Raw genomic sequence first — 25045 nt, 5'->3', positions numbered from 1 at the left:
GAGCCGCGTCAGGCTCGGGGGTGCGCGAGCCGGTACGCCTCGCGCAACCGTTCGGCTGAGACGTGGGTGTAGATCTGGGTCGTCCCCAGGCTCGCGTGTCCCAGGATCTCCTGCACGGAGCGGAGGTCCGCGCCGCCGTCGAGCAGGTGGGTGGCCGCGGAGTGACGGAGGGCGTGCGGGCCCAGCACCTCGGCTCCGACGCTCGGGGCGACGGTGGCCGAGACGAGCGCGTGCACCGCCCGCGGACCGAGACGGCCGCCTTTCGCACCCAGGAACACGGCGCGCGCCGCTCTCTCGACGACACGGCCGCGGGAGGCGGCCGGCTCGGTGGCATCGGCGCCCGCAGCCGAGGCACGCGCCAGGAGCACGGGTCGCCCGCGCACGAGATAGGCCTGCAGAGCCTCTCCGGCGGGCAGGCCGAAGGGGACGACCCGCTCTTTGTCGCCCTTCCCGCGCACGCGCAGGGTGCGACGCTCGTGGTCCACGTCGTCGAGGTCGAGTCCGCAGATCTCCGACACGCGCGCGCCGGAGCCGTAGAGCACCTCGAGCACGGCGTGGTCGCGCAGAGCGAGAGGGTCGCCGTCTGCGGTGCGCACGCGGGCCGCCTCGAGAACGCCGTCGAGCGTCTCCGCCGTCGCCACGGTCGGCAAGGTGCGGCCCCGCTTGGGCGTCACCAGACGCTGCGACGGGTCGAGCGCGATGAGCTCCTCCTCCGCCGCCCACGAGAACAGGCCGCGCACGCTCGAGGTGCGCCGAGCCGAGGTCGCCTTCGACTGCCCCGCCTTGGTGGCCCGCCACTGCCACTCCCGCAGGTCGTCGACGCTCACCGCCTCAATGGCACCGTCGCCCACCACGGCGATGAGATCGGTCAGATCCGATCGGTAGGCCCGGACCGTCGCGGGCGACAGCCGCCGCACCTCGGCGAGGTGGGCCAGATACCCCTCGACGGCTTCGGACAGACGCATGGCTTCAGCCTGCCCGCGCCCGCGACCCCCGCGCGCACGCCACGCGCAGAGCGAGGATGCGCGGCACCCCTGCTCATCCCCTCTGGGCGGCGCTCGTGGCGCGCCACCGCCCGGCGTCATCGCGTGTCACGCGGCCTTCGAGCTCGGCGAACCCCAGCAGAACCCCCGCCTCGTCGGGGGCCAGACCGCTGCGCCGCGCCACTTCCGTGGTCGACCGGGGCGAGCGCGCCGACAGCGCGTCGAACAGGCGCGTGGTCTCGTGAGGGACGCGATCGTCGGTCCCCGTCGCGTCGCCCGGGTGGCCCAGCATGTCCCAGACATCCGACGCCGAGGTGATGCAGACGCCGCCGTATTCGCGCAGCACGCGGTGGCATCCGGCCGAGGCGGCGCTGGTGACCGGGCCGGGCACCGCCCCGAGCGGGCGGCCGATGCTCGCCGCGTGCGCCGCGGTGTTGAGCGAGCCACTGCGCCACCCCGCCTCGACGACCACCACCGCGTCGGCCATCGCGGCGATGAGTCTGTTGCGCGCGAGAAACCTCCACTTCGTCGGCGCCGCTCCGCAGGGGGTTTCGCTCCACACCGCGCCCCCGGCGGCGATCTGCCCCAGCAGGGCCTCGTGTCCGCGGGGGTACGGCCGGTCCACACCTCCGGCCAGCACGGCGACCGTTGCTCCCCCGGCGGCCAGAGCGGCGCGATGGCACGCTCCGTCGATCCCGTACGCGGCTCCCGACACGACGGCGGCTCCCGCGGCGGCGAGATCCCCCGCGAGGTCGGCGGCGACCCCCTCACCGTAAGCAGTGGCCGCGCGCGCTCCGACGAGGGCGATGGTCGCAGCGGCGGCCGTCTCGTGTCCGCCGCGGCGCCAGAGCGCGAGCGGGGCATGGTCGTCGAGGTCGTCGAGCCGCGCCGGCCACGCGGGGTCGCCCGGAACGAGGAACCGCACCTCCGCGCGCCGGGCCGACGCGAGGGCCGCTTCGATCGCCGTGGGCTGCAGACGCGGCATCCACCGCGCGCGCGCCGTCGTCAGCTCGGGCGCCTCGTCGCTCGTCGCGATGCGCAACGCCTCGCGCGCGCCGTAGGCGCGGATGAGTGCACCGGCCACCCCGTCTCCGGGCTCGACCAGCACGTTCCACACGACGCGGGCGTAGACGTCGAGCGGGTCTCCGTCGTCGCCGGGGCGCACCGCCGCCAGATCCGCGGCGGCGCGCGGCGAGGGATCGAGGGCAGTCACGTACGGGTTCCCTGCCGAAGGAACAGCGCTCGGCCGACGTCATCGGAACGCAGGTCGTCGTGTCCGGCGAGGTCGGCCACCGTCCACGCGACCCGGACCAGACGGTCGTAGCCGCGCAGGGTGAGGGCGCCGCGGCGCAGGGCCGTGTCGAGGGGACGCAGCACGTCGGCCGCGGGCGCTGCGGGTCCGCGGAGCCACGTGCCGGGCACGTCGGCGTTGCGTCGCCAGGGGGTCTGCGCCCACCGATGCGCCGCGCGGGCGCGGGCGGATGCCACGACCTCGCGCGCCTGGGCGGTGCTGGTGGGCTGCACGTCACTGGCCTGTCGCGCCGACGACACCCGCTGCAGTCGCAGATCGATGTCGATGCGGTCGAGAAGAGGGCCCGACAGTCGACGGGTGTACCGGCGGATCGCCTGCGGCGCGCACTCGCAGGATCCGCCCGCGACCCCGTACTGGCCGCACGGACACGGGTTCGTCGCGATCACGAGCTGGAACCGGGCCGGATAGGTGGCGGAGACCCCCGACCGGTGCACCTGGATGACGCCGCTCTCGAGCGGTTGCCGCAGGGCGTCGAGCACGGCGGCGGGAAACTCGCCTCCTTCGTCGAGGAACAGCACGCCTTCGCTCGCGCGCGCGATGGCGCCCGGACGCACGATGCCCGAACCGCCTCCGATGAGTGCGGCAGCGGTCGCTCCATGGTGCGGGCTCTCGAAAGGAGGCGTCCGTGAGAGCCGCGTCACCGTCTCGCCCGCGAGCGATCGCACCGAGGCGACCGACAGCGCCGCCTCGTCGTCGAGCGGGGGCAGGATGCCGGGCAGGCGCCGGGCGAGCATCGTCTTGCCCGCACCGGGCGGCCCGCTCATGAGGATGTGGTGCCCGCCCGCCGCCGCCACGACGAGTGCATCGACCGCCTCGGACTGTCCGACCACGTCGGCGAGCTCGAGCGGCGCGTCGTCGGCGGCCTCGGCGGTGGGAGCATCGACGGGCGCGAGTTCGGGCGCATCGCACGATCCGCCGTGCCAGCGCACCACTTCCGCCAGGCACACCGCGGCGAAGACCTCGATGCCCTCGACCAGCCGCGCCTCGGCGGCGTTGGCGATCGGCACCACGACCCGCCGCACTCCCCCGCGGTGCGCGGCGACCACCGCCGGCAGCACGCCGGGGACGGGACGCAGCCGACCGTCGAGACCGAGCTCGCCGAGATGCACCGTCTGCGCGACGTGATCAGCATCCATCCGCACGCTCGTGGCAAGGGCGGCCACGGCGATCGCCACGTCGAACCCCGAGCCGCGCTTGGGCAGGCTCGCCGGTGAGAGGTTCACCGTGATGCGGCGCTTGGGCAGATCGAGGCCGCGGTTGGCGCAGGCGTTGCGCACGCGTCTGCCCGCCTCGCCGAGCGCCTTGTCGGCCAACCCGATGATCGCGAACTCGGGCATCTGTGCCGACACATCGGCCTCGACCTCGACCAGGTCGCCCCGCAGTCCCGAGAGGGCGACGGCCCAGGTGCGCGCGACGGTCACAGCGCGTCTTCGAGGTGTTCGAGGCGTGCCGTCGCGGGGTCTTCGCCGACGAGTCCGATCGCGTCGATGCGCAGGGCGCGCCCGCGGGCCTCGTCGGGGTGAGCGGCGAGCCACGCCATCGCCAAGCGCCACAGCCGTGCAGCCTTGCGGCGGTCGATCGCCTCGAACGGGTGACCGAACGCCTCGCTGCGGCGCGTCTTTACCTCGATCACCACGAGGGTGTCGTCGCGCTCGGCGACGATGTCGATCTCGCCCTGCGGGCACCGCCAATTGCGGTCGATGATGCGGTAGCCGTCGTCGCTCAAGAAGGCGACGGCGCGCTCTTCTCCGGCTCGGCCGAGGTCGTCTTTCGCTGCCATGCCCGAGAGCGTGGCATCCGGATCACCCCTCGCGTCGGCCGTACGGCGCCATCTGTGGACAAGCTCCGCGGGCGCCTCGCTGGGGAGGAGGCGTCAGTTGTCGAGCGACAGCTCGTCGGGCAGCTGGAAGTCGTGCCGCGACAGCTCTTCGACGTTGACGTCTTTGAAGGTCAGCACGCGCACCGACTTGACGAAGCGGTCGGCGCGGTAGATGTCCCACACCCAAACGTCGGTCATCGAGATCTCGAAGTAGAAGTCGTGCTCGGTGTCGCGACGCACGACGTTGACGTCGTTGGCGAGGTAGAACCGACGCTCGGTCTCGATCACGTAGGTGAATTGGCGCACGACATCGCGGTACTCGCGGTACAGGGCCAGTTCGAGTTCGCGGTCGTAGTCCTCGAAGACGTCGTCATCCATGGTGACTCCATCCTAGGCGCGCGCCGCCACCGCGGCCGCACGGGGCGGGCGCTTCGGGCACGTCCGGCCGGCACGGGCGCGGCACCCGGTCAGAACAGGGTCGGCGCGGCCGCGATCGCCCACGAGTGACGGTGGTGCACGCTCATGCCGTGGGCGGCGATCGCGTCGCGGTGGTCGAGGCTGGCGTAGCCCTTGTTGCGCGCCCAGCCGTAGGCGGGCAGGTCGTCGTGCAGGCCCGTCATGAGGGTGTCGCGGGCGACCTTGGCGATGACGGATGCCGCGGCGGCGCTCGCGCAGTCGCGGTCGGCCTTCACGATGGGTTTCACGCGCAGCCCGGACTCCCCCGCCGGCGTGATGTAGTCGTGGTTGCCGTCGAGGATGACGAGCGCGTCTTCGGGGACGACCCCGTGCGCGCGCAGATCGGCGATCGCGCGCACCGCAGCGAGGCCCAGGGCACGGATGATGCCGATCTCGTCGACCTCGACCGAGCTCGCCCACCCCACGGCGCTGTGCTGCACGAAGGCCGCCGCACGCGCCGCGACCTCGGGGCGCCGCGCCTCGGGCACGAGCTTCGAGTCGCGGAGCCCCGCCGGCACGCGCTTGCGCGAGCGCGCGGGGTCGATCACGGCCGCCCCCACGGCCACCGGGCCGGCCAGGGCACCGCGGCCGACCTCGTCGCACGCGATGATCAGCGCGTGCTCTTTCAGCAGGCGCCGCTCGAGGGTGAAGGTGGGCTCGATCACTGCGCTCCCGGTGCGGGAACCCCCGCGAACACCTCGTGGTGGAAATCGATCAGCCCGAACCGGTCGAACGGCCACGTGATGAGGAACGCGCGTCCGACGACGTTGTCGACGGGCACGAAGCCGCGACCGGGCTGGTCCTGGTTGAAGCGCGAGTCGCGCGAGCTGTTGCGGTTATCGCCCAACACCCACAGCGAACCGTCGGGGACGGTCACGTCGTACGGGACGGGCGAGGGGGCGTTCGCCCCGGGCGCGAGACGTACGTAGGGCTCATCGATCGGAACGCCGTTGACCTCGGTCTGGCCGAGGGCGTTGCAGCACACCACGTGGTCGCCGGCGACCCCGATCACGCGCTTGATGAGGTGGTCGTCGCTGTCGGGTGCCGACAGGCCGAACAGCGAGAGGACCCAGTCCACGCCCTCGACGAACGGCGATCGCGCCGGCGCCGGGGTCTGGTCGAGCCAGCCGCCCGGGTCGCGGAAGACGACGACGTCGCCGCGCGAGTACTCCCCGAAGCGGGGGGTCAGCTCGTCGACGAGGATGCGGTCCTTGATCATCAAGGTGTTCTCCATCGACGCCGACGGGATGTAGAACGAGCGCACGACGAAGGTCTTCACCAGGAACGACACCAGCAGGGCGATCACGACGATCACCAGCAGGTCGCGGAAGAACGCCCCCCATCCACGGCGCCGAGGTGCGGCGGAACGGGATGCCACGGCATCCGAGGTCGAGGCGGTCTGGTCGCTCATGTGATCCTTCACCGGGTCCACCGCCCGTCGGGGAACCGCACAGACCAGGGTCGCATATCCGAGCCGCCGCCCGTGACCGGCTCACCCGCGAAAACGCCGAACGCCCCGTGGGCGGACCCACGGGGCGTTCGAGAGCGCGGACTCAGCGGTCGCGCTTCTCCTTGATCTTGGCCTTCTTGCCACGCAGGCTGCGCAGGTAGTACAGCTTGGCGCGACGCACGTCACCGCGCGTGACGACCTCGATGTGGTCGATCACGGGGCTGTGGACCGGGAAGGTGCGCTCGACGCCGACCTGGAAGCTGACCTTGCGGACGCAGAAGGTCTCGCGCACGCCGTCGCCCGAGCGGCCGATGACGACGCCCTGGAACACCTGGATACGCGAGCGGGTGCCTTCGGTGATGTTGACGTGCACCTTGACGGTGTCGCCGGGGCCGAAGACGGGGATGTCGGAGCGCAGCGAAGCCGCGTCGACGGAGTCGAGGATCTGCATGATCATCACTTCCTGCGACCGCCACAGGTCGATCGCACGATTTAAAGGGAAAAGGTGAGGCGTACCCGAGGCCGCGGGATGCGGCGGACTCCCCTGAGGCAGAGTCTGTCAGGGCACAATCGTCTATTCTGCCACGCCACGACCACCCGGCCAAACCGGGCTCAGTCGGGCCGCCGCGTCTCCGACACGACGATGACCTCGCCGTCGACCGGCGCCGCCGGGCGCTCGCGCACGGGCGGGATGTAGGCGGTGCCGTCGCTGGCGTGCATGACGGTCACGGCTCCTCGCGCCTCGTTCCACAGCTGCGCGAGCGACGACCAGAACAGCAGCAGGGCGCCGAGCACCGAGAGCACGAGAAGCGGGAAGAACACGCGCGAGTCGAAGAGCCCGAGCGCCACGATCGCGACGTGCCACACGCCGATGCCGGCCGCATCACGCCACGACACGGCGCGCGACTCGCGCACGGAGGCCCGCGCCCGCACGACCAGGGTCAGGATCAGCTGCGATACGAAGACCGCGGGGGCGGCCATGAACAGCCAGAGCAGAGCCCAGCCGCTTCCGCCCGAGAACACGATCCACCCGATGAACAACCACAGCGGCAGCACGAAGGCCGCGGGGAACAGCCAGCGGAAGAAGATTCGGCGCAGCACCATGAACCGATGCTATGGCCGATCCATGTGCGGTGGCTTTGAGATGCCTCTGTCTCCGGAGCGGGTACGCGCCCCGCATCGGGGACAATGGGAGTTCGACGGAAGGAAGTCCCCCATGATCGAACTGCGCACCCCGGCTGAGATCGACGCGATGCGTCCGGCCGGGCGATTCGTGGCCGAAGTGCTGGCGACCCTGCGCGACGAGACGAAGGTCGGCACCAACCTGCTGCAGCTCGACCGTCGCGCTCACGACATGATCCGCGCCGCGGGAGCCGAGTCCTGCTACATCGACTACCACCCCTCGTTCGGGGCAAGTCCCTTCGGCAAGGTGCTGTGCACCTCGATCAACGACGCGGTGCTGCACGGCCTCCCCCACGACTACGCGCTGCGCGACGGCGACCTCGTCTCGCTCGACTTCGCCGCCTCGGTCGACGGCTGGGTCGCCGACTCCGCGGTGTCGTTCGTGGTGGGCACCGCCCGCGATGAGGACCTCGCCCTCATCGACACCTCGCAGCGCGCGCTGGCCGCCGCGATCGAGGCCGCCACGGTGGGCCACAAGATCGGCGACATCTCCGCCGCGATCGCCGCCGTCGCGCACGCCGAGGGCCTCAGCATCAACACCGACTTCGGCGGTCACGGCGTCGGACGCACGATGCACGGCGACCCGCACGTCGCCAACGACGGCAAGGCCGGGCGCGGCTACCCGCTGCGCGACGGCCTCGTGCTGGCGCTGGAGCCGTGGTTCCTGCAGACCACCGACGAACTGGTCACCGACCCCGACGGGTGGACGCTGCGCAGCGTCGACGGCTCGCGCGGAGCGCACTCCGAGCACACCGTCGCGATCACGACCGCGGGTCCGATCGTGCTGACCGATCGCTCGTTCCTCGGCGTCGACTGACGACGGTTTCCGGATGCCGCGGCTTCGAGGTCGCGGCATCCGTCATGTCCGGCCGTGCCGGTGTCGTCGGCGGCGCGCAGAGGACGGCGCGAGCGCTGCCGGACGACCGGATGCCGCAGCATCCGGAGTCGCCCGCGAAGGCGGTGACGTTCAGTCGGCGAGGAGGTCGGGCCGACGCTCGCGCGTGCGCTCGATCTGCTGCTCGCGGCGCCACGAGGCCACGGCGCCATGGTTGCCGCTCAGCAGCACCGGCGGCACCTCGCGCTCGCGCCACACCGCGGGCTTGGTGAACGACGGGTACTCGAGGAGGCCGTCTTCGTGCGACTCCTCGACGAGGCTCTCGGGATTGCCGACCACGCCGGGCACGAGACGCCCGATGGCCTCGATCATCGCCATCACGGCGACCTCGCCGCCGTTGAGCACGTAGTCGCCGAGGCTGATCAGGCGCACCTCGCCGAGCTCGGACGCGTAGTCGAACACGCGCTCGTCGATGCCCTCGTAGCGTCCGCACCCGAAGACGAGGTGCGGGGCCTGCGACAGCTCGCGAGCCGTCGCCTGGGTGAAGCGCTCCCCGGCGGGCGAGGGGAAGACGATGACCGGTCGCGGGTCGGCGCCGCCGGCGATGTCGTCGAGCGCGAGGCCCCACGGCTCCGGCTTCATGACCATGCCGGCCCCGCCGCCGTACGGGGTGTCGTCGACGGTGCGGTGTCGATCGTGCGTGTAGTCGCGCAGATCGTGCACGCGCACGTCGAGCAGCCCGCTCTGACGGGCCTTGCCCAGCAGCGACACCTCGAGAGCGTCGAAGATCGTCGGGAAGATCGAGACGACGTCGATGCGCACGTCAGTCCTCGCGGGAGTCGGGGTTCTCGTCGGCCTCGACCGCGGCATCCGCCGGCTCCGGCTCGTCGTCGGCGTCGGCCGGGAGGTCTTCGAAGAGACCGGTCGGCGGGGTGATGACGACGCGGCCGCCGGCGATGTCGACCTCGGGGACGATCGCGCTCACGAAGGGCACGAGAACCTCGCGCTCGTCACCGGAGGGCTTGACGATCAGCAGGTCTTGAGCGGGGAAGTGGTCGACGCGCACGACACGGCCGATCACCGCGCCCTCGCGCACCACGTCGAGACCGACGAGCTGGTGGTCGTACCAGGCGTCGTCTTCGGTGGAGGCGGCCTCGGTGTCCTGGTCGATCCAGAGGATCGCCTTGACCAGTTCTTCGGCGGCGTTGCGGTCGTCGACCCCCTGGAAGAAGACCACGGGGTGGGAGTTCATCCAGCGGAATTCGCGGACCGTCAGCTCGCGGCCGTGCCACGGCGAGGACTCCGGAACCTGCAGGGTGAACGTGCTCCCGGGGGTGAAGCGCCCGTCGGGATCGTCGGTGTACAGCTCGATCTTGAAGGCGCCCTTGAGGCCGTGGGCCTTGACGAGGCGTCCGACGCGGAGCTGGGTCTTGGCGGGCTGCGCGCCCGCGGTGTCGCCGGCCGACATCAGTCGTCGGCGACGTCGACGCGCACGCGACGGCCGTCCGCCAGAGCGGCGACGACCGTGCGCAGTGCTTTGGCGGTGCGACCGCCGCGCCCGATCACGCGACCCCGGTCATCGGGGTGCACGCGAACCTCCAGCACGTCGCCACGCGGGGACGAGCTGGAGCGGATGGTCACGGCGTCGGGGTGATCGACGATCCCCTTGACGACGTGTTCGAGCGCGGCGGACAGCACGGGAATTACTCGGCCGAGGTCTCGGCGGCGGCGTCAGCAGGCGCCTCCGCGGGAGCTTCGGCCTTCTTCTCGGCCTTGGGCTTGACGACCGACTTCTTCGAGGTGTCGGCCTCGAACGGAGCCTTGGGCTCGCGGACCTTGACGGTCGAGACGGCGTTCTTGTCGCCCTTGAACTTGCCCCAGTCGCCCGTGAGCTTGAGGATGGCGGCGACCTGCTCGGTGGGCTGGGCGCCGACCGACAGCCAGTACTGCGCGCGCTCCGAGTCGACCTCGATGAACGAGGGCTCCTCGGTCGGGTGGTACTTGCCGATCTCCTCGATGACACGACCATCGCGCTTGGTGCGCGAGTCGGCGACGACGATGCGGTAGTAGGGCGCGCGGATCTTTCCGAGGCGCTTGAGACGGATCTTGACAGCCACGATGACTCCTGATGATGAAAAACGAACGAACCGGTCGCCTGGAGAGTGGGGTGCACACCCGGCGGAAGCTCAAAAGGGTGGACCGATACTGGATAGAGGGTCGAGTAGCGGGTCCAGCCCTCTATTCTGCCAGATCCCCGGGCCGCCGCGTGACAGGCGACGCGAAACGACACGCGCCGTCGCGCAGGGTAGCGGAGCGGCCCACTCCGCGGGCCCCGTGTCAGACTGACCGCATGAGGCTGCCGTTCGCTGCATCGACGCGCTCGTCCGTGGGGCTGGAGTGGGAGCTCATGCTCGCCGACCGCGGTACGGGCGACCTCGCACCCCGGGCCCCCGAGATCCTGGAAGAGCTCGAAGAGCGCACGGCCCTCGAGCGCTTCACCGTCACCGGAGAGCTGCTCACCAACACGGTCGAGGTCACCAGCGGCGTCGGACACACCGTCGCCGAGGCCGTCGACGACATCGCCGACGCCATCGGCGCGCTGCGCGAAGAGACCGAGCCGCGCGGCGTCGAGCTGCTCTGCGCCGGCAGTCACCCGTTCGCGCAGTGGTACGACCAGCAGGTCACCGACAAGACGCGCTACCACACGCTCATCGAGCGCACCCAGTGGTGGGGGCGCAACATGATGATCTGGGGCATCCACGTGCACATCGGCGTCGACGACGTCGAGAAGGTCGTGCCGATCGTCAACGCGTTGACCGTCTTCCTCCCCCACCTGCAGGCCCTGTCGGCGTCGAGCCCGTTCTGGGCGGGCGAACGCACGGGGTACGCCTCGAACCGCGCGCTGGTGTTCCAACAGCTCCCGACCGCGGGGCTCCCCTGGCAGCTCGAGACCTGGGGCGACTTCGAGGACTACCTCGACGACATGGTCCGCACCGGAGTGATGGCGGATGCCAGCGAGGTGCGGTGGGACATCCGTCCGGCGCCCAAGTGGGGCACCGTCGAGATCCGCGCGTGCGACGGCATGTCGACCCTGCCGGAGCTGGCCGCGGTGGCCGCCCTCGCGCAGACGCTCGTGGAGCACTTCTCGCGCTTGATCGACGACGGCAAGCCGCTGCCGGGCATCCCGGCCTGGTACGCCCGCGAGAACAAGTGGCGCGCGGCGCGCTACGGTCTCGACGCGCACGTGATCGTCGACCGCGAGGGCACGCAGCGTCCGGTGGTGGAGCACCTCCGCGAGACCATGGAAGAACTCGCCGACGTGGCCCTCGAGCTGCACTGCGCGAAGGAGTTCGCGAGCCTCGAGACCATCCTCGCCACGGGCGGCAGCTCGGCGCGCCAGATCGCGGTGGCCGAAGCCGCCGACGGCGATCTGCGCGAGGTCGTGCAGCACCTCATCGGCGAGTTCCGCGGCGGCCCCACGCTGCGCGAACACCTCGCGGCCTTGCGTGTCTGAGAGGCGACTCCGCGCTGGTTCATAGGCGCGCGCTCCTAGGATCGCCCCATGGTCTCCGCGCGCCCCCGGTCGACGCCGTCGCTGGTCGTCGTTGCGGCGGGCCTCGTGCTGGCCCTCAGCGCGTGCGCGCCCGAGCCCGTGGCATCCGCCCCTTCTCCGACCTTCGCGGCGCCCGAGCTGGAGGCGTCGGCGAGCCCGGCTCCGTCGCCCAACGAGACCCGGCCGCTGCGGGTGGTCATGATCGGCGACTCGCTGATGTCGGGGTACAACCTGCCGCCCGAGGAGGCCTGGCCGGTGCTGCTCGGCGATCGGGCGCACCTCGCGCTGACGAACCTCGCCTGCCCCGGCATGGGCTTCGTCGTGCAGGGCGGATGCGGAACGACCTACGCCGGATTCGTGCCCGCGGTGGCGGCGTTGCAGCCCCAACTGGTCGTCGTGGAGTCCTCGAGCAACGACTTCTGGGAGGACGGCGACGAGATCCGCAGCGACACCTCCGACACCGTGTCGCAGATCCACGACGCCGCCCCCGACGCGCGCATCGTCGGGTTGAGCACGATCTGGAACGACGACCCCGACGTGCCCGACGACACCGCCGTCACCTCCGATGCCCTCCGCGACGCCGTCGACGAGGTCGGGGGGACGTTCATCGACGTCGGTCAGCCTCTCGTGGGCCACCCCGAGTGGATGCAGGACGACGACGTGCACCCGACCGCCCGCGGTCAGCGGGCGATCGAGCAGACGGTCATGTCGGCGCTGCAGGACGCCGACGTGCTGCCGTAGAAGAGCCGGGGCTCAGCCGCGGCCGAGCATCTTCTGCAGCTCGGCGAGATCGGCCTCGCTCGGCGCCTTCTGCCCGCCCAGGCCGAAGCCCGAGCCGGTGGCGGGGGCGGATGCCGCGATGCCGGCGTTCTCGGCGGCGCGCTTGGCCGGGTTGCCCGAACGCGAGCCCTTGGCCTTCTGCTGCTTGCCGCGCTTGGACGACGCGCCGGGCTTGCCGCCGACGGGGCCCATGCCGGGGATGTTGGGCACACCGCCGCGCGCGACGGTCTTCATCATCTTCGCGGCCTGGTCGAAGCGCTGCACGAGCTGGTTGACGTCGGTGACGGTCATGCCCGAACCGCGCGCGATGCGCAGGCGGCGGGAGCCGTTGAGGATCTTCGGGTTGCGACGCTCGACGAGGGTCATCGAGCGGATGATCGCCCCGGTGCGGTCGATCTCGCGCTCGTCGAAGTCTTCGAGCTGTTGCTTCATGTTTCCCATGCCCGGGAGCATCCCGAGCATCTTCTTCATGGAGCCCAGCTTCTTCATCTGCTGCATCTGCTCGAGGAAGTCTTCGAGGGTGAAGGTCTCGGTCGCGAGCTTCTCGGCGACCTTCATCGCCTCGGCCTCGTCGAAGGCCGACTGCGCCTGCTCGATCAGGGTGAGGATGTCACCGAGGTCGAGGATGCGGGATGCCATGCGATCGGGGTGGAAGGGCTCGACGTCGTCGAGGCCCTCGCCCGTCGAGGCGAAGATGATGGGGCGGCCGGTGACCGAGGCGACCGAGAGGGCGGCTCCACCGCGGGCGTCACCGTCGAGCTTCGACAGCACGACACCGGTGAAGTCGACGCCGTCCTGGAACGCCTTGGCGGTGTTGACCGCGTCTTGACCGATCATCGCGTCGATGACGAAGAGCACCTCGTCGGGCTCGGTGGCCTTGCGGATGTCGGACGCCTGCTTCATCAGCTCGGCGTCGACGCCCAGGCGGCCGGCGGTGTCGATGATGACGATGTCGTGCTGCTGACGCGTGGCGTAGGCGACGCCGTCGCGGGCGACCTTGACCGGGTCGCCGACGCCGTTGCCGGGCTCGGGCGCGTAGATCGCGGCACCGGCGCGCTCGGCGACGACCTGCAGCTGGTTGACGGCGTTCGGGCGCTGGAGGTCGCACGCGACCAGGAGCGGGGTGTGGCCGTCTTTCTCGAGCATCTTGGCGAGCTTGCCCGCGAAGGTGGTCTTACCGGATCCCTGGAGGCCGGCGAGCATGATGACCGTGGGCGGGTTCTTGGCGAACTGCAGGCGACGCTGCTGACCGCCCAGGATGCCGATGAGCTCGTCGTTGACGATCTGCACGACCTGCTGCGCGGGGTTGAGCGCGCGGTTGACCTCGTCGCCCAGGGCGCGCTCGCGCACCGCGGCGGTGAACTCCTTGACCACGGGCAGCGCGACGTCGGCGTCGAGGAGGGCACGGCGGATCTCGCGCACCGTCCCGTCGACGTCGGCGGGCGTGAGCTGGCCCTTCTTCCGGAGATTGCGGAAGGTCTCTGTGAGCCGGTCGGAGAGGGTGCCGAAAGTCGCCATGATGAGACGAGTTTACGCGGGCCGGGCCGCAGCCGTCGCCCGCCCCGCGCTCATGCCGCGGAGAGCGCCTCGGCGAGGGTGTCGGCGAGGGAGCGACCGGCCGCGGTGCGGTCGGCCCACGCCCACACCGCCGCGAGCACGGCGGCCGAGAGCGCACCGGCGCGCACCTGGGCGGCGAGCGGGGCCGCCCCGTCGTGCGCGAGGCGCGAGGCGACCTCGCGCTGCAGCCGGAACTGCCGCACGGCGCGGTCACGGTCGAGCTCGGCGGCGATGCCCATCGCGTCGGCGTTCGTGATCGCGAGGGCGAGCGCATCGGGGGCGAGCCCCCGGCCGATCGCCGACAGGGCGTCGGCGACGGGCGTCCCGTCGCGCAGCAGCGCGATCCCGGCATCCGCCTGCTCGTCGAAACCCGACCACAGCACGTCGCTCTTGGCCGAGAAGTAGTTGAAGAAGCTCGAGCGGCTCACCCCGGCCCGGCGCGTGATGTCGGAGACGCTCGTGGCGTCGTAGCCCTGCTCGAGGAACAGCTCGCACGCGGCCTCCGACAGCACCTCGCGCGAGGAGGCGCGGGGGCGCCCGCTGCGAGGTTCGGTGGTCACGCCAGCCAGCCTAGGCGGCGGGCCGATGTGTATTGTTAGACGCGATCCAACAAGGGGAGGGATCGTCGATGATCGACATCCAGCGGGCGGGCCTCGCCCCGTACTACGTGCCTTATCTCGACGGCTGGGCGCACCAACGCCGCGTGCACGCCGACGTCGTCGCGCGCGAGCGTCCCGACACCCTTCTGCTGCTCGAGCACGAGGCCGTGTACACCGCCGGCAAGCGCACCGAAGCGCACGAGCGTCCTGACGACGGCACCCCCGTGGTCGACGTCGATCGCGGCGGCAAGATCACCTGGCACGGTCCGGGCCAGCTCGTGGGCTACCCGATCGTGCGCCTGCCCGAACCGATCGACGTCGTCGCGCACGTGCGCCGTTTGGAGGGCCTGCTGATCGAGGCCCTCTCCGCTCACGGCGTCGACGGCTTCCGCGTCGACGGACGCAGCGGCGTGTGGGTCCGACGTCCCCTCGGCGTCGACAAGGTCGCGGCGATCGGAGTCCGCGTCGAAAGAGGAGTCACCATGCACGGCTTCGCCGTCAACTGCGACAACACCCTCGCGGGTTTCCGGCACATCGTGCCGTGCGGGATCTCGGATGCCGGGGTGACCACGGTCAGCGAGATCGTCGGCGCCGACGTCTCCCCCGCCGACCTCGTCGACGCGATCGAACGCGTGTTCCGCGCCGAGTACGCGGCGGTGGCCGCATGAGCGCCTGCGGAACCGGTCACGCCGGAGCGCCGGCATCCACCGCCCCCAACGGACGCAAGCTGTTGCGCCTCGAGGTGCGCAACGCCGAGACGCCGATCGAGCGCAAACCCGAGTGGATCAAGACCAAGGCGAAGATGGGCCCGGAGTACACCGCCCTGCAGAAGCTCGTGAAGAGCGAGGATCTGCACACGGTGTGCCAGGAGGCCGGCTGCCCCAACATCTTCGAGTGCTGGGAGGACCGCGAGGCGACCTTCCTCATCGGCGGCTCGCAGTGCACGCGCCGCTGCGACTTCTGCCAAATAGATACCGGTAAGCCCGCCGACTACGACCGCGACGAGCCCCGGCGCGTCGCCGAGAGCGTCACCCGGATGCAGCTGCGCTATGCCACGGTCACCGGCGTCGCCCGCGATGATCTGCCGGATGAGGGCGCGTGGCTGCACGCGGAGACGGTGCGCCGCATCCACGCCGACAACCCGGGCACCGGGGTCGAGATCCTCGCGACCGACTTTTCGGGAAACCCCGCGCACCTCGACGAGGTCTTCTCGTCGCGGCCCGAGGTCTTCGCGCACAACGTCGAGACCGTGCCCCGCATCTTCAAGCGCATCCGTCCCGCCTTCCGCTACGAGCGCTCCCTCGGAGTGCTGACCGCGGCGCGCGAGGCGGGGCTCATCACCAAGTCGAACCTCATCCTCGGTATGGGCGAAGAACCCGAAGAGGTCGTGCAAGCGCTCGAAGACCTGCACGCGGCGGGGACCGACATCATCACGATCACGCAGTACCTGCGCCCCACCCCGCGGCACCTCCCCGTGCAGCGCTGGGTGAAGCCGGCCGAGTTCGTGGAGTTCAAGGAGGAGGCCGAGCGCATCGGCTTCCTCGGCGTGCTCGCAGGTCCCTTGGTGCGCTCGTCGTACCGCGCAGGGCGCCTGTGGGCGCAGTCGATGGTGTCGAAGGGCCGCGAGATCCCGCCGCACCTCGCGCACCTCGCGAAGGACATCGCCGCCGCCGACGCGGGCTTCGCCCAGGCGGTGTGAGCGCGCCTCAGACCGGCCAGACGTAGGGCAGGTCGTCGGGAACGTCGCCGAATCGAGGGACGTAGAACTCCGGGTCCTTGCGGACGAGGTTCGAGCGGTGCGCGAGGTGGAACGCCTCGTCCCCGACCCACGGCGGGAGGTCGAGTGCGTTCTGCGCGAGGCCGTCGACCTCGGGCGCGAACACGCGGATCTTGTCCCGCACGGTGTCGGCGCGGCCCTGGGCGATCCACTCGTCCGTCATGACGAGGCCGTACGAGACGAGCGCCGGCAGGTGGCCGTCCCACATCTTCGCGGCGGGGTGGTGGCGCCAGCCGTGGTCGGGCACGGTCAACGCGCGCAACAGCTGGAACGTCTCGACGCGTTGCTTGCCCAGACGCTTGAGGTCGAGAGCGGCAGCGGATGCCGTGAACGAGGGATACGGCAGAAAGGTCTGCACGCCGTCAGTCGGCGCTGGTGACCGACTGCACCCGGCCGTCGGAGGCGAGATTCACAAGTAGCACGTCGTCGGTGGCGTCGGGGTCGAGCGCGTACTCGAGGACCGCGAAGGGGTCTGCCCCGCCGTGCTCGTCGGCGAGGATCGTCATGCTCATCAACTGCAGCGCCTTGATCACGTCGATGTGCGTGTCGCCCGTGACGTCGGTGAGCAGGTCTTCGATCTCTTCGCCGAAGGTCGCCTGCTGCTGCAGGATGTACTCCGTCACCTCGCTGGTGCGGTCGTCGAGCTCGTTGACCATCGCGTTGCGCGCGGCGAGGTCGATCGCCTCGAGAGACGAGACCATGGATGCCGCGACGTCGAGCGCCTCGACCGAGACGTCGTCCTGGTCGGGAGCGGTCAGGTCGACCGTGACGCTCTGATCGCCGAACTCGACGTTCTCACTCCAGAAGATCGACCCGTCGGGGCCCGACTCGAGGAGTCCGAAGAAGTCGTGCTCGATGGCCATGACTCCATGTAAGCAGTCCGCCCCCTCTTCGGGAAGACGACCCGCCCGCACCCGCGCATGCGATACGGCGCTTCTGCTCTTCCGTCAGTCGACGAGCGAGGAGGCGAACACGTGCGGGGTGAAACCCGTGAGGTCGTTGATGCCCTCACCCTGGCCCAGGAGCTTGACGGGAATTCCGGTGAGCTCCTGCACCGCGAGCACGAACCCGCCCTTGGCCGACCCGTCGAGCTTGGTGAGCACGAGACCGGTGACGCCGGCGCTGTCGAGGAAGGCCTGGGCCTGCATGAGACCGTTCTGGCCGGTCGTCGCGTCGAGCACGAGAAGCACCTCGCTGATGGGGGCCTGCTTCTCGATGACGCGCTTGATCTTGCCGAGCTCGTCCATGAGGCCGCCCTTGGTGTGCAGCCGACCGGCGGTGTCGACGAGCACGATCTCGGTGCCGGTCTCTTTGGCGTGCGCCACGGTCTGGAAGGCGACGGATGCCGGATCCTGGCCCTCGTGCTGGGGCCGGACGATCGTCGCTCCCCCGCGCTCGGCCCAGGTGGCGAGCTGATCGACGGCCGCCGCGCGGAAGGTGTCGGCGGCGCCGACGACGACGGTGCGGCCGTAGCGCTGCAGGAACTTGGCGAACTTGCCGATGGTGGTGGTCTTGCCCACGCCGTTGACGCCGACCACGAGCACGACGGCGGGACGCTCGGTGAGGCGCAGCGTCGTATCGAACTTGGCGAAGTGCTCTTCGAGCGTCTCCTTCAGCATGCGCTGCAGGTCGCGCGGATCCGTGGTGCGGAAACGCTCGACCTTCTCGCGCAGCTCGTCGACGAGCCGCTCGGTGACGTCGGGGCCGAAATCGGCGGTCAGCAAGGCCGTCTCGAGGTCTTCCCACGTGGTCTCGTCGATGGTGGGTTTGACGAACAGCCCGCGCAGCGCGCGGCCCAACGACCAGGAGTTCTCAGCCATTGCTTCAGCTTACGGGGGCGGGTCGGGCGGCACGGTCGCCCACGCGCTGGCCCACCACGGCCGAGACGCCGTCCTGCCGCATCGACACCCCGTACAGCGCGTCGGCGATCTCCATCGTGCGCTTCTGGTGGGTGATGACGATGAGCTGGCTGCTCGCGCGGAGCTTCTCGAACACGCCCAGCAGGCGCCCGAGGTTGGCGTCGTCGAGCGCCGCCTCGACCTCGTCGAGGATGTAGAAGGGGCTCGGGCGCGCCGTGAAGATCGAGGTCAGGAAGGCCACCGCCGCCAGCGACCGCTCGCCGCCCGAGAGCAGTGACAGACGCTCGATCTTCTTGCCCACCGGTCGCACCGACACCTCGATGCCGGTCGTCAGCGGATTCTCGGGGTCGGTCAGGGAGATGCTGCCGGTTCCGCCCGGGAAGAGGATCGGGAAGATCTCGGTGAACGCCGCGCGGGTGTCCTCGAACGCCGCGACGAAGATCGTCTGCATACGTTCGTCGAGCTCGGCGATGATCGTCTGCAGGTCGGCGCGGGTCTGCTGCAGGTCGGCGAGCTGCTCGGTGAGGAAGGCGTGGCGCTGCTCGAGGGCGGCGAACTCCTCGAGGGCCAGCGGGTTCACCCGGCCCAACTGCGACAGCTTGCGCTCGGCATCCTGCAGTCGGCGTTTCTGCGCCGCCCGCTCGAACGGGACGCTCTCGCCCTCCGTCTCGGCGGGGATGAGCTGGTCAGGGCCGTATTCCGAAACGAGAATGTGCTCGTCGAGCGCCAGCTCGGACTGCGCGCGCTCGAGCAGGCTCGTCACGTGGAGCTTCTTCTCGTGCATCTGCAGCTCGAGGCCGTGCACGCTCTCGGTCAGTCGCGCGAGTCGCTCGCGCACCACCGTCTCGTCGGCCCGCGCGCGGGACAGCTCGGCGGTGACCGCGGTGCGCGCCGCCTCGGCCGCGGCGAGCTCGACGCGCGCCTGACTCACCGACCGGTCGATCGCGTCGAGCAGCGCCGGCAGCTGCCCCGCGACCTCGGCGGCGACCTCGCGCTGAGCACGGCGGATCACCGCCCGGCGAGCGGCCTCTTCGGCCGCCGACCGTTCGCGCTCTCGCTGCTGCTCGAGCTGCACGATGCGCGCCTCACCGGCCCGCACGCGTTCCTTGAGCGTCTCGATGTCGAGGCGCGCCCGCATCTCGAGCTCCCGAGCCGCGTCGACGGCGGCGGCCATCCCCTCGCGCGCCGACGCATCGAGCAGGGGGCGCGGCGCCTCGAGCGCCCGGGCGAGGACCTCGTCGGCTCGACGGGCGGCGTCCTCGGCCTCGGCGACCGCCGTCTCGGTCTGCGCCAGTCCCGCGGCCAGGCGTTCGCACTCCGCGACGGCGGCTTCGTGCCGTACCGTCACGCGATTGACCTTCTCGGCGTGGGCCGCCAGTGCCGCGTCGTGCTCGCGCAGGTGGGCGAGCGCGTCCTTCGTCTTCTGGCGTGCCTCGGTCAGCACGCGCTGCTCGTCGGCGAGAGCCTCTCGCAGCGAGTCGGCCACGACGACGATCTCGGCCAGACGCTCAGCGGCGGCATCGCGTTCCGCGGCGAGCTCGAGCCGGGAACGCCCGGCGCCCGACCCCGCGCGCACGGTGTGCGCGGTGAGCAGCTCCCCCGCCCGGGTCACCAGCGTCACGCCGGGCTCGAGAGACGACTGCGCTGCGCGCGCTGCCTCGAGGTCGTCGACGATCACCACGCGCGAGAGGATTCCGCGCACGCCCGCCGACGCGGTGACGACGTCAACGGCCGGCGTCCCCCCGGCGACGCGTGCGGGCTGTGCCCCCGCGGCATCCGCGATCGCGATGTCGACGACGCCCAGATCCGCCTCGCTCGCGGTCTGCGCCGCCGCGAAGGCCGCCGCAGCGTCGTCGACGAGCAGACCCTCGGCCAGCCCCCCGAGCGCCGCGGCGATCGCCGCCTCGTAGCCGGCGGTGACCTTCACGTCGTCTCCGACGAGACCCCGGATGCCGCGACCTCCGGCGGCGATGAGGTCTGCGGCGGCGTTGCGCACATCGAGGGCGCGGCCGAGAGCCGTCGTCTGCGCCTCGAGGGCATCGCGTTCGCGTTCGGCGGCGTGCAGGCGTTCGCGCAGCCCGGCCACGCGCGTCTCGACGTCGTTCGCCTCGCGCTGCGCACGCTCGTAGGCCGCAGCGTGTTCGGCGCTGGCCGCCTCGGGGGCGACGTCGGGATCGAGCCCCGCGCGCGCCTCCTCGGCCTCGGCACGACGCACCAGCGCGGCGTCGAGCGCCCGCTGCTGTCGATCGACGCCTGCGCGCACCGCGGTGAGGGCCGAGTTCGCGGCATCGGCCGCACCGCGCAGGCTCGTCAGGCGCATGTCGTGCTCCGACACGAGGGCGCTCTGGGCGGCGATGTCGACGTCGAGCGCGTCCAGCTCGGCGCGCGCTCGCGCCACGCCGCGGGCGGCCTGCGACGCGGCATCCTGAGCATCCCCCAGGCCCGCCGCGATGTCATCGATCTCGGCCCGGACGTCGTCGATCATCGACTGCGTGACGGTCGGCGCGAACCCTCCCCCGCCGTCGCCGTCGTCGGTGAGCAGCGCGAGACGCTGACCGGCGAGCGTGTACAGCCCGCGCACGCGCTCCTGCACCTGCTCGAGGGCGAAGGCCACGCTGCGGGCACGATCGACCGCCTCGGAACGCTGGTCGTTCTCGAGGCGCTCGACCCGGCCGCGGAGCCCCTCGGCCTGCTCCTGCAGGCCCAGTCGTTCGGTGTGCCGCTCGCTCTCGGCCCGCGCCGCGTCGGCGAGCTGGGTGCGCAGCAGCACGAGCTCGTCGGCGTACAGTCTCGCCTTCGCGTCACGCACGACGGCGGCGATGGTCGCCGCCTCGCGCGCGATCTCGGCCTGCTTGCCGAGGGGCTTGAGCTGGCGTCGCAGCTCTCCGGCGAGGTCGCTGAGACGGGTGAGGTTCGTCTCCATCGCCTCGAGCTTGCGCACGGTCTTCTCCTTGCGGCGGCGATGCTTCAAGATGCCGGCGGCCTCTTCGATGAACCCCCGTCGGTCCTCGGCCGTCGCCTGCAGCACCGTGTCGAGACGGCCCTGCCCGATGATGACATGCATCTCGCGGCCGAGGCCGGAATCGCTGAGCAGCTCCTGCACGTCGAGAAGACGGCACGTCTGACCGTTGATCGCGTACTCGCTCGCGCCGGTGCGGAAGAGCGTGCGGCTGATGGTGACTTCGCTGTAGTCGATCGGCAGGGCGCCGTCGGCGTTGTCGATCGTGAGCTGCACCTCGGCGCGGCCGAGGGGGCCGCGGGTCGAGGTGCCGGCGAAGATGACGTCTTCCATCTTGCCGCCGCGCAGGGTCTTGGCCCCCTGCTCGCCCATCACCCACGCCAACGCGTCGACCACGTTGGACTTGCCCGACCCGTTGGGACCGACGATGCACGTGACCCCCGGTTCGAGGGCGAAGGTCGTCGACTGGGCGAACGACTTGAAGCCGCGGAGGGTCAGGCTCTTCAGATGCACGTCACCCTCCCTCGATCGACCCGGCGTCTCACGCTAACCGAAAGGCGCGGAATTCCGCGGCGCCGAGCCGATCCCGGGCACGCGACGCGCCCGGGGACCAGCCATTTCTGGACGAGAGCTTGACATCGGCTGAATGCCTTCGCTAGCGTCGGCAGTCGCAACCGACGTCGAAAGGAGGTCCTCCCATGATTCGCACCCACACCGGCTTCACCGCCACCGGCTTCGTCGCCGTTCCCGTGCTCTCCGCACCCGTCACCGGAGTGACCCTCGCCGTCGGCATGCCCTCTCGTCTGGGTTGACCCGTCGCGTCGAGACGCTCTGCGTCTCCGCTTCCCGTGAGCCGTCCTTCGACGCCGCTCCCGCCGGATCCCCGTGATCCCGCCCGCGCTTCGCGCGCACCTTCACTCGCACTCCTCTTCTTCACGGAGCCTCCGCATGAACGCCTTGTTCACGCGCGCGCCGCAGCACACGACGGCCGCGCCCACCACCACTCCCACCCCGAACACCATCACCTTCGACACCACGGCCTACCGGCCGCTGGGCTTGTTCGACCGGCTCTCGCTGCGTCTCGGCCTCTGGCTGCTCACGCGGCACGCCGACCGCGCACGGGCCCTCGACCACCGGGCCGTCGAAGCCCTGCGGGCGCGCGACGCCGCCGCCGAGCGCGATCGCCGCGAACGCGCGTGGCAGAGCGCCGCCGCGTTCAGCCGCCCGCCGTTCTGATCCCGGTGGGGTCGACCACCCGGTCGACTCCACCCCTCCCTCTCCTCCTGCGACACGGAAGTCACGACATGACCACCCTCACGGCCGGCCTCGAGCTGCGCCCCCTGCACGTCCCCACTTCGATCGACGCGCCGGATGCCGCGGACTTCCGCGACATGGTGCGCCTGCGCAACCTCATCTACGCCGAGATCTCCGGCCACGACGACGGGTCGATGCCCGCCGACGAACTGCTGCCGATGTATCAGCCCAAGCCCGACATGAAGCGCTACGCGTGGATCGTCGTCTTCCACGGGGAGGTCGTCGGCCGCGTCGGCCTCGAGTTCCCGCAGGAGGAGGGCGCCCGCACCGGCTTCTGGCACATCGACCTCCGGCGCTCCGCGTGGGGCCACGGCATCGGCCGCACCGCCTTCGCCCTCATCGAGAGCGTCGCCCGCGAGGAGGGACGCTCGGTTCTGCAGGCGTGGGCGGAGCACCCCGCCGTCGAGGGGCCGCAGGTCGCGGCGCCGACGGGATTCGGCGCGATCCCCGAGGATCACGCGGCCCGCTTCTTCCTGGCATCCGGCAACACCCTCGAGCAGATCGTGCGGGTGAGCGCCCTCGACCTGGAGGGCTCCCGACCGAACCTCGAGAGTCTCCTCGCTGCGGCTGAGGGGGCCGCGGCCGGGTACCGCGTGGTCCAGTGGACGCTGCCCACGCCCGACGAGTTCGTCGACGCGTTCGCGTGGATGAAGTCGCGCATGGTGACCGACGCCCCCTCGGCCGGACTCGAGTTCGACGAGGAGGTGTGGGATGCCGCGCGCCTGCGTCGCTACGAGCGCGACTACCTCGACGCCGGTCGGCACCTTCTCGTCACCGCGGCGCAGCACGTCGACACCGGTGAACTCGCCGCCTTCAACGAGCTCGTCATCGGCAAAGACCGCGCGGCCGCCACGCACCAGGAGGACACCCTGGTCGTCGCGAGCCACCGCGGCCACCGCCTCGGCATGCTCGTGAAGTGCGCGGGTCTGCTCGCCTGGCACGAGGTCGCGCCCGACTCGCCTCGCGTGATCACCTACAACGCCGAGGAGAACCGGCCGATGCTCTCGATCAACGAGGAGATCGGTTTCCGCCCCCTCTCGTACGAGGGCGTGTGGAAGAAGGTCCTCGACTGACGGGCGGGGCGCCGGCGGTCATCGCCGGCGCCCCGTTCCTCGTCGTCTCAGGCGCCGATCAGCCCGCGCGTGCGGAGGTCGTCGACGGTGTCGACGAGCGTGGTCTCGGCCGGGCGGGGCGCGAAGCCGAGCTCGGCCGTCGCCCGCTCATTGTGGATCACCAGCGGCGGGAGGTCGTCGCCGGGCACCTCTTCGACGGGTGCCTTCGATGCCAGCTCGCCGAGGTGCTCCCGCAGCACCGAGGCTACACCGAGCCACGACGTCGTCGGCCCGTCCGCGAGCAGCAGATACCTCTTGCCCGCGGCATCCGGAGAATCCATCGCCGCGAGATGCGCCGTCGCGACATCGCGCACGTCCACGACGCCGAAACGCTGACGCGGGGCGAGCGGCATCTGCCCGCCGAGGATGGCGAGGAACGCCTGCAACGATGACCGGGGGTCTGCCGTCAGCGACGGCCCCGCGATCCAGGTCGGGTTGAGCACGACGAGTTCGAGGCCGGCGCCTTCGCGCTCGACGAAGTCCCATGCGGCGCGCTCGGCGACAGCCTTCGACCGCGGGTACGCCGGCAGTCCCGCGGTGTCGGGGTCGGTCCAGTCCCCCTCGTCGAACTCGCGCACGCCCTGGGCGTTCACCGGCTTGGCGGAGTAGCCGACCGCAGCGAACGACGAGGTCAGCACGACCCGCTTGACCCCGGCATCCCGGGCGGCGCGCAGCACGCGCAACGCTCCGTCGCGTGCCGGGGTGACCACGAGGTCGGCGTCTTCGGTGGCGTGGGTCATCGGCGAGGCGACGTGGTGCACGCCGGCGACGCCCGATACCGCCGCGTCCCAGCCGGCGTCTTCGGTCAGCGAGGCGACGGCCACCTCGAGCCCGGCGTCGTCGACTCCCGCACGACGGACCGCCGCCCGCAGTGCAGGCTCGGCCTCGAGGGAGCGGATGGCCCCGCGGACGGGAGTGCCGCGCTGGAGGAGGTCGGCGACGATGCGAGAGCCGAGGTATCCCGTGGCTCCGGTGACGAGCATGGTGCGGTGAGAAGTGTTCATGGTCAGAGTCGAACAGACCTCAAGCGCGTGAAGTCAAGCGTGGATCATCGCTTCGAGCCGCGGGGTGATCTCCGCCACGCGCGCCTGCGCCTCGGCCTCGGCGGCGACGTCGCCGCGCTCGCGGGCATCCCACAGCGCGGCCTTGCGCTCCAGATAGTCGCGGTGCACGTGCAGTGTCGCGATCTCGAGCTCGACCCGCTCGGCATGGCGCAGCAGGAGATCCCGCTGCTCCCCCGCCGCCTCGTGCCCCCGCGCCCGATTCGCCTGGTACGTGCGCATGTCCTCGATGCCGACCCCCATCGCGCGCAGGCACGCGAGCACCTGGAGGTCGTCGAGGTCGCGCTCTCGATACCGTCGGTGTCCGCTGCTCGGATCGCGCGAGATCGGACCGATGAGCCCGACCTCCTCGTAGTACCGGAGGGTGGGTTCGCTCAGCCCCGAACGCCGGGCGGCCTGCTGGATCGTGACCATCGACATGTCCCCAGCACAGCACA

Annotated in this window: 28 protein-coding genes; 7 read left to right on the top strand and 21 right to left on the bottom strand. The window is 71.1% G+C overall.

Annotated features, from left to right (window positions below; genetic code table 11):
- Positions 1–8: 8 nt before the first annotated feature.
- From ABXS86_RS01505 to ABXS86_RS01465, 9 genes are all read right to left on the bottom strand, one after another.
- Entirely contained in the window at positions 9–965 is a 957-nt protein-coding gene (locus ABXS86_RS01505) for a tyrosine recombinase XerC (RefSeq protein WP_353665395.1), read from the bottom strand.
- A 73-nt stretch (positions 966–1038) separates the two neighbouring features.
- Positions 1039–2196, bottom strand: a complete 1158-nt coding sequence (dprA, locus tag ABXS86_RS01500; protein WP_353665394.1) for a DNA-processing protein DprA — start codon at positions 2194–2196, stop codon at positions 1039–1041.
- Positions 2193–3716: a YifB family Mg chelatase-like AAA ATPase gene (locus ABXS86_RS01495; RefSeq protein ID WP_353665393.1), complete on the bottom strand. Its 1524-nt coding sequence runs from the start codon at positions 3714–3716 to the stop codon at positions 2193–2195. Before ABXS86_RS01495 ends, dprA begins: the two co-directional genes overlap by 4 nt.
- Complete coding sequence (locus ABXS86_RS01490; protein ID WP_307211507.1) at positions 3713–4075, bottom strand: YraN family protein; 363 nt, start codon at positions 4073–4075, stop codon at positions 3713–3715. The genes ABXS86_RS01495 and ABXS86_RS01490 overlap by 4 nt, the downstream gene beginning before the upstream one ends.
- Positions 4076–4168: 93 nt before the next feature.
- The gene (locus tag ABXS86_RS01485; protein WP_055836674.1) at positions 4169–4492 is read right to left on the bottom strand and encodes a DUF2469 family protein; all 324 of its coding nucleotides are present in this window, start codon (positions 4490–4492) and stop codon (positions 4169–4171) included.
- A gap of 89 nt (positions 4493–4581) precedes the next feature.
- Positions 4582–5235 carry a ribonuclease HII gene (locus tag ABXS86_RS01480; protein WP_353665392.1) on the bottom strand — a complete coding sequence of 218 codons (654 nt, stop codon included), beginning with the start codon at positions 5233–5235 and terminating at the stop codon, positions 4582–4584.
- Entirely contained in the window at positions 5232–5981 is a 750-nt protein-coding gene (gene lepB, locus ABXS86_RS01475; RefSeq protein ID WP_307211514.1) for a signal peptidase I, read from the bottom strand. The genes ABXS86_RS01480 and lepB overlap by 4 nt, the downstream gene beginning before the upstream one ends.
- 142 nt (positions 5982–6123) lie before the next feature.
- Entirely contained in the window at positions 6124–6471 is a 348-nt protein-coding gene (gene rplS / locus ABXS86_RS01470; RefSeq protein WP_307214071.1) for a 50S ribosomal protein L19, read from the bottom strand.
- Positions 6472–6632: 161 nt separating this feature from the next.
- Positions 6633–7124, bottom strand: a complete 492-nt coding sequence (locus tag ABXS86_RS01465) for an MFS transporter permease (protein ID WP_307211516.1) — start codon at positions 7122–7124, stop codon at positions 6633–6635.
- Between the two features lie 112 nt (positions 7125–7236).
- Between ABXS86_RS01465 and map the strand changes: the two genes are divergently transcribed.
- Positions 7237–8019, top strand: a complete 783-nt coding sequence (gene map, locus ABXS86_RS01460) for a type I methionyl aminopeptidase (RefSeq protein WP_144834933.1) — start codon at positions 7237–7239, stop codon at positions 8017–8019.
- A 150-nt stretch (positions 8020–8169) separates the two neighbouring features.
- On the opposite strand, the gene trmD is transcribed toward map, so the two are convergent.
- The 4 genes from trmD to rpsP are packed head-to-tail and all read right to left on the bottom strand — an operon-like array spanning position 8170 to position 10154.
- Positions 8170–8859, bottom strand: coding sequence for a tRNA (guanosine(37)-N1)-methyltransferase TrmD (gene trmD, locus ABXS86_RS01455; RefSeq protein ID WP_353665391.1), 690 nt, complete (start codon positions 8857–8859; stop codon positions 8170–8172).
- A 1-nt stretch (position 8860) separates the two neighbouring features.
- On the bottom strand, positions 8861–9505 hold the full coding sequence (gene rimM / locus ABXS86_RS01450; RefSeq protein WP_307211522.1) for a ribosome maturation factor RimM: 645 nt from the start codon (positions 9503–9505) through the stop codon (positions 8861–8863).
- Positions 9505–9735 (bottom strand): RNA-binding protein, encoded by a 231-nt coding sequence (locus ABXS86_RS01445; RefSeq protein ID WP_144834927.1) that lies wholly within the window; start codon positions 9733–9735, stop codon positions 9505–9507. The genes rimM and ABXS86_RS01445 overlap by 1 nt, the downstream gene beginning before the upstream one ends.
- A gap of 5 nt (positions 9736–9740) precedes the next feature.
- The gene (gene rpsP, locus ABXS86_RS01440) at positions 9741–10154 is read right to left on the bottom strand and encodes a 30S ribosomal protein S16 (protein WP_307211524.1); all 414 of its coding nucleotides are present in this window, start codon (positions 10152–10154) and stop codon (positions 9741–9743) included.
- A gap of 233 nt (positions 10155–10387) precedes the next feature.
- Between rpsP and ABXS86_RS01435 the strand changes: the two genes are divergently transcribed.
- Both ABXS86_RS01435 and ABXS86_RS01430 read left to right on the top strand, forming a co-directional pair.
- A complete protein-coding gene (locus ABXS86_RS01435; RefSeq protein WP_307211526.1) occupies positions 10388–11551 on the top strand; it encodes a glutamate--cysteine ligase in 1164 nt (387 codons plus the stop codon).
- A gap of 48 nt (positions 11552–11599) precedes the next feature.
- Entirely contained in the window at positions 11600–12331 is a 732-nt protein-coding gene (locus tag ABXS86_RS01430; protein ID WP_353665390.1) for an SGNH/GDSL hydrolase family protein, read from the top strand.
- Positions 12332–12343: 12 nt separating this feature from the next.
- Here the strand turns inward: ABXS86_RS01430 and ffh are convergent, their stop codons facing one another.
- Positions 12344–13888, bottom strand: coding sequence for a signal recognition particle protein (gene ffh, locus ABXS86_RS01425; protein WP_353665389.1), 1545 nt, complete (start codon positions 13886–13888; stop codon positions 12344–12346).
- A 50-nt stretch (positions 13889–13938) separates the two neighbouring features.
- Positions 13939–14487, bottom strand: coding sequence for a TetR/AcrR family transcriptional regulator (locus tag ABXS86_RS01420; RefSeq protein ID WP_307211532.1), 549 nt, complete (start codon positions 14485–14487; stop codon positions 13939–13941).
- Positions 14488–14555: 68 nt separating this feature from the next.
- On the opposite strand from ABXS86_RS01420, the gene lipB reads away from it, so the two are divergent.
- The gene (gene lipB / locus ABXS86_RS01415) at positions 14556–15194 is read left to right on the top strand and encodes a lipoyl(octanoyl) transferase LipB (RefSeq protein WP_307211536.1); all 639 of its coding nucleotides are present in this window, start codon (positions 14556–14558) and stop codon (positions 15192–15194) included.
- On the top strand, positions 15191–16225 hold the full coding sequence (gene lipA, locus ABXS86_RS01410; protein ID WP_353665388.1) for a lipoyl synthase: 1035 nt from the start codon (positions 15191–15193) through the stop codon (positions 16223–16225). Before lipB ends, lipA begins: the two co-directional genes overlap by 4 nt.
- 7 nt (positions 16226–16232) lie before the next feature.
- Here lipA and ABXS86_RS01405 read toward each other — a convergent pair whose 3' ends face one another.
- The 4 genes from ABXS86_RS01405 to smc all read right to left on the bottom strand — a co-directional run bounded on the left by ABXS86_RS01405 (position 16233) and on the right by smc (position 21634).
- Complete coding sequence (locus tag ABXS86_RS01405; RefSeq protein ID WP_353665387.1) at positions 16233–16661, bottom strand: MSMEG_6728 family protein; 429 nt, start codon at positions 16659–16661, stop codon at positions 16233–16235.
- Between the two features lie 4 nt (positions 16662–16665).
- Complete coding sequence (locus tag ABXS86_RS01400; RefSeq protein WP_144834913.1) at positions 16666–17166, bottom strand: DUF2004 domain-containing protein; 501 nt, start codon at positions 17164–17166, stop codon at positions 16666–16668.
- An 84-nt stretch (positions 17167–17250) separates the two neighbouring features.
- Complete coding sequence (ftsY, locus tag ABXS86_RS01395) at positions 17251–18123, bottom strand: signal recognition particle-docking protein FtsY (RefSeq protein WP_251506708.1); 873 nt, start codon at positions 18121–18123, stop codon at positions 17251–17253.
- Positions 18124–18127: 4 nt separating this feature from the next.
- Complete coding sequence (gene smc / locus ABXS86_RS01390; protein WP_353665386.1) at positions 18128–21634, bottom strand: chromosome segregation protein SMC; 3507 nt, start codon at positions 21632–21634, stop codon at positions 18128–18130.
- A gap of 435 nt (positions 21635–22069) precedes the next feature.
- Between smc and ABXS86_RS01385 the strand changes: the two genes are divergently transcribed.
- Together ABXS86_RS01385 and ABXS86_RS01380 are read left to right on the top strand one after the other, a co-directional pair.
- Complete coding sequence (locus ABXS86_RS01385; RefSeq protein WP_353665385.1) at positions 22070–22357, top strand: hypothetical protein; 288 nt, start codon at positions 22070–22072, stop codon at positions 22355–22357.
- A 68-nt stretch (positions 22358–22425) separates the two neighbouring features.
- On the top strand, positions 22426–23508 hold the full coding sequence (locus ABXS86_RS01380; protein WP_353665384.1) for a GNAT family N-acetyltransferase: 1083 nt from the start codon (positions 22426–22428) through the stop codon (positions 23506–23508).
- Positions 23509–23555: 47 nt separating this feature from the next.
- Here ABXS86_RS01380 and ABXS86_RS01375 read toward each other — a convergent pair whose 3' ends face one another.
- Together ABXS86_RS01375 and ABXS86_RS01370 are read right to left on the bottom strand one after the other, a co-directional pair.
- A complete protein-coding gene (locus ABXS86_RS01375; protein WP_353665383.1) occupies positions 23556–24551 on the bottom strand; it encodes an NAD-dependent epimerase/dehydratase family protein in 996 nt (331 codons plus the stop codon).
- 33 nt (positions 24552–24584) lie between these two features.
- Positions 24585–25028, bottom strand: a complete 444-nt coding sequence (locus ABXS86_RS01370; protein ID WP_307211551.1) for a MerR family transcriptional regulator — start codon at positions 25026–25028, stop codon at positions 24585–24587.
- Positions 25029–25045 lie beyond the last annotated feature (17 nt).

Origin of the sequence: Microbacterium sp. che218, assembly GCF_040436305.1 — a bacterium.
Classification (GTDB): domain Bacteria; phylum Actinomycetota; class Actinomycetes; order Actinomycetales; family Microbacteriaceae; genus Microbacterium; species Microbacterium algihabitans.
The sequence above is the reverse complement of the archived record's forward strand: the minus strand, read 5'-3'. Positions and strand labels throughout refer to the sequence as shown.

Bases quoted from the DNA above. Each gene is read 5' to 3' on its own strand.
- ABXS86_RS01505 (WP_353665395.1), bottom strand. From the start codon at position 965: ATGCGTCTGTCCGAAGCCGTCGAGGGGTATCTGGCCCACCTCGCCGAG.
- ABXS86_RS01490 (WP_307211507.1), bottom strand. From the start codon at position 4,075: ATGGCAGCGAAAGACGACCTCGGCCGAGCCGGAGAAGAGCGCGCCGTC.
- ABXS86_RS01485 (WP_055836674.1), bottom strand. From the start codon at position 4,492: ATGGATGACGACGTCTTCGAGGACTACGACCGCGAACTCGAACTGGCC.
- lepB (WP_307211514.1), bottom strand. From the start codon at position 5,981: ATGAGCGACCAGACCGCCTCGACCTCGGATGCCGTGGCATCCCGTTCC.
- rplS (WP_307214071.1), bottom strand. From the start codon at position 6,471: ATGCAGATCCTCGACTCCGTCGACGCGGCTTCGCTGCGCTCCGACATC.
- ABXS86_RS01465 (WP_307211516.1), bottom strand. From the start codon at position 7,124: ATGGTGCTGCGCCGAATCTTCTTCCGCTGGCTGTTCCCCGCGGCCTTC.
- map (WP_144834933.1), top strand. From the start codon at position 7,237: ATGATCGAACTGCGCACCCCGGCTGAGATCGACGCGATGCGTCCGGCC.
- rimM (WP_307211522.1), bottom strand. From the start codon at position 9,505: ATGTCGGCCGGCGACACCGCGGGCGCGCAGCCCGCCAAGACCCAGCTC.
- ABXS86_RS01435 (WP_307211526.1), top strand. From the start codon at position 10,388: ATGAGGCTGCCGTTCGCTGCATCGACGCGCTCGTCCGTGGGGCTGGAG.
- ABXS86_RS01430 (WP_353665390.1), top strand. From the start codon at position 11,600: ATGGTCTCCGCGCGCCCCCGGTCGACGCCGTCGCTGGTCGTCGTTGCG.
- ffh (WP_353665389.1), bottom strand. From the start codon at position 13,888: ATGGCGACTTTCGGCACCCTCTCCGACCGGCTCACAGAGACCTTCCGC.
- lipB (WP_307211536.1), top strand. From the start codon at position 14,556: ATGATCGACATCCAGCGGGCGGGCCTCGCCCCGTACTACGTGCCTTAT.
- lipA (WP_353665388.1), top strand. From the start codon at position 15,191: ATGAGCGCCTGCGGAACCGGTCACGCCGGAGCGCCGGCATCCACCGCC.
- ABXS86_RS01400 (WP_144834913.1), bottom strand. From the start codon at position 17,166: ATGGCCATCGAGCACGACTTCTTCGGACTCCTCGAGTCGGGCCCCGAC.
- ftsY (WP_251506708.1), bottom strand. From the start codon at position 18,123: ATGGCTGAGAACTCCTGGTCGTTGGGCCGCGCGCTGCGCGGGCTGTTC.
- ABXS86_RS01385 (WP_353665385.1), top strand. From the start codon at position 22,070: ATGAACGCCTTGTTCACGCGCGCGCCGCAGCACACGACGGCCGCGCCC.
- ABXS86_RS01380 (WP_353665384.1), top strand. From the start codon at position 22,426: ATGACCACCCTCACGGCCGGCCTCGAGCTGCGCCCCCTGCACGTCCCC.
- ABXS86_RS01375 (WP_353665383.1), bottom strand. From the start codon at position 24,551: ATGAACACTTCTCACCGCACCATGCTCGTCACCGGAGCCACGGGATAC.
- ABXS86_RS01370 (WP_307211551.1), bottom strand. From the start codon at position 25,028: ATGTCGATGGTCACGATCCAGCAGGCCGCCCGGCGTTCGGGGCTGAGC.